The sequence below is a fragment of the Intrasporangium sp. genome, from assembly GCF_032907665.1.
Taxonomy (GTDB): Bacteria; Actinomycetota; Actinomycetes; order Actinomycetales; family Dermatophilaceae; genus Intrasporangium.
Genome location: NZ_JAJJPG010000258.1, coordinates 1 through 2,605, shown reverse-complemented (window position 1 = coordinate 2,605; position 2,605 = coordinate 1). Strand labels below are relative to the sequence as shown.

Genomic DNA, 2,605 nt, shown 5'->3' with positions numbered 1-2,605 from the left:
CAGCAGATGATCCACTCGATGGTCGAGTTCGTCGACGGCTCGACGATCGCGCAGGCCGGCCCGCCCCGGATGCTCGTGCCGATCGCCCTCGGCATGTCGTGGCCCGAGCGGATCCCCGACGCGGACGTGCCCTGCGACTGGACGAAGGCGCAGTCCTGGGAGTTCGAGCCGCTCGACGACGAAGCCTTCCCCGCGGTGCGGCTAGCTCGGCGGGTCGGGGAGGCCGGCGGGACCTGGCCGGCCGTCTACAACGCCGCCAACGAGGTGGCCGTCGACGCGTTCCACGACGGTCGCCTCGGCTTCGTGGGGATCGTCGACACGGTGGCCCACGTCGTCGACGCGTATGCCGCTGAGCCGGCTTCCAGCGCCGCGGACCTCACACTCGACGACGTCCTCGCCGCCGACCGGTGGGCGCGGGAGGCAGCCCGGGCGCAGCTGACCTAGCCCCGGTCGACGGATTGGGGTCGATGTCATCGATCGAGGTGTTGATCGATCACATCGAAGCGAGGAAGGGGATCCCGCCCGAGGATGTGACAATGACTACGTGTTGTTTCTCGTAGGGGTCCTCGTCGTCGTCGTCGGTGTGGCGCTGTCCATTGCGCTGCACGAGATCGGCCACCTCGTGCCGGCCAAGAAGTTCGGCGTCAAGGTGACGCAGTACATGGTCGGCTTCGGCCCGACCATCTGGTCCCGTCGACGTGGCGAGACCGAGTACGGCATCAAGGCGATCCCGCTGGGCGGCTATGTCCGCATGGTCGGGATGCTCCCGCCACGGCCGGGTGACGAGGAGGGGCAGCTGCGCACGGTCTCCACCGGTCGCTTCAGCCAGATGGTCGACCAGGCCCGTGCCGACTCAATGGAGGAGGTTCGGCCCGAGGACCGCGACCGCGTCTTCTTCCGCCTCAGCCCCGGCAAGAAGGTCGTCGTCATGCTCGGCGGCCCGCTCATGAACCTCCTCATCGGGTTCGTCCTCATCACCGGTGTCATCACCCTCTACGGTCTGCCGCAGGTGGCGCCGAAGGTCGGGCTCATCTCGGAGTGCGTCCCGACCGCGACGCCGACGGTGCAGACTCCCCACCCCGACTGCACCGCGGCTGACCCGGTGGCGCCCGCCAAGGCCGGCGGCTTCCAGGAGAAGGACCGGATCCTCGCCGTCAACGGCCAGCCGATCTCCACCTGGGAGGAGGTCTCCGCGGCCATCAGGGACAACCCGGGTGCGGAGATGACCTTCCTCGTCCAGCGCGGCGAGGACGAGGTGACCCTCAGCGTCACGCCCGCAACGCTCGAGCGTGCGACCTACGACGAGGAGGGCAACCCGATCACGCGGGACGGCGAGCTCGTCCTCGAGACGATGGGTTTCATGGGCATCACGCCCGGCCAGGAACTGGTCACGACGCCGCTCCCCGAGGCCCCCGGCTTCGTCTGGGACCGGGTCGTGGAGACCGCGTCGGTGGTCCTGCGCATCCCGGAGAAGATGGTGGGCGTCGCCGAGGCTGCGTTCGGCTCGAGCGAACGCGACCCCAACGGCCCCATCTCGGTCGTCGGCGTCGGTCGGATCGGCGGCGAAGTCGCTGCCCTGGAGATCCCCGCGGACGAGGGTGGCAACTGGCTCAAGATCGCGCAGCTCGTGCTGCTCATCGCCTCGCTCAACCTCGCGCTCTTCGTCTTCAACCTCGTGCCGTTGCTGCCGCTCGACGGTGGCCACGTCGCCGGCGCCACGTGGGAGGCGATCAAGAAGGGCTGGGCCAGGCTGCGGCACCGACCGGACCCCGGTTACGTCGACGTCGCGAAGGGCCTGCCCATCGCCTACGGCATGTCACTGGTGCTCATCACCATGGCGGTGCTGCTCATCTATGCGGACATCGTCAAGCCCATCAGCATCTTCCGCTGACGATCGACCGAGCGCCTACCCGGCAACACGCCCGGCACCTCGCAACCCACCACGGATATTCCAGAGGTGGGTTGTGAACCTCCGGGCGTGTTGTCCGGAGGGACTGCGCGGTTCGTGGCGGTGAGCCGGGCAGGGGATAATGGCGACCATGACTGTCTCCCTCGGCATGCCGTCGGCCCCGGCCCCCGTCCTCGCGCCCCGGCGCAAGACCCGCCAGATCCGGGTCGGCAAGGTGGGCGTCGGGAGTGACTTCCCGATCTCGGTGCAGTCCATGACGACGACGCCGACGACCGACATCAATGCGACGCTCCAGCAGATCGCCGAGCTGACCGCCGCCGGGTGCGACATCGTCCGCGTCGCCTGCCCGAGCCAGGACGACGCCGACGCGCTGCCTGCCATCGCCCGCAAGTCGCAGATCCCCGTCATCGCCGACATCCACTTCCAGCCGAAGTACGTCTACGCCGCGATCGACGCCGGTTGCGCCGCGGTCCGCGTCAACCCGGGCAACATCCGTCAGTTCGACGACCAGGTCGGAGAGATCGCGCGCCGCGCGCGGGAGGCAGGTGTCTCGATCCGCATCGGCGTCAATGCCGGCTCCCTCGACAAGCGCCTCCTCGAGAAGTACGGCAAGGCGACGCCCGAGGCCCTCGTCGAGTCCGCCGTCTGGGAGGCGAGCCTCTTCGAGGAGCACGACTTCCACGACTTCAAGATCTC

Annotated in this window: 2 protein-coding genes and 1 pseudogene; all 3 read left to right on the top strand. The window is 68.7% G+C overall.

Going from position 1 to position 2,605, the window contains the following annotated elements; translation table 11 throughout:
* Positions 1 to 444 (top strand): annotated as a pseudogene (locus LOY02_RS19150) (1-deoxy-D-xylulose-5-phosphate reductoisomerase); the annotation flags it as partial.
* 100 nt (positions 445 to 544) lie between these two features.
* On the top strand, positions 545 to 1,891 hold the full coding sequence (locus tag LOY02_RS19145; RefSeq protein ID WP_317183952.1) for a M50 family metallopeptidase: 1,347 nt from the start codon (positions 545 to 547) through the stop codon (positions 1,889 to 1,891).
* A 148-nt stretch (positions 1,892 to 2,039) separates the two neighbouring features.
* The coding region (locus tag LOY02_RS19140; RefSeq protein ID WP_317183951.1) for a flavodoxin-dependent (E)-4-hydroxy-3-methylbut-2-enyl-diphosphate synthase at positions 2,040 to 2,605 on the top strand (566 nt) is incomplete at its 3' end.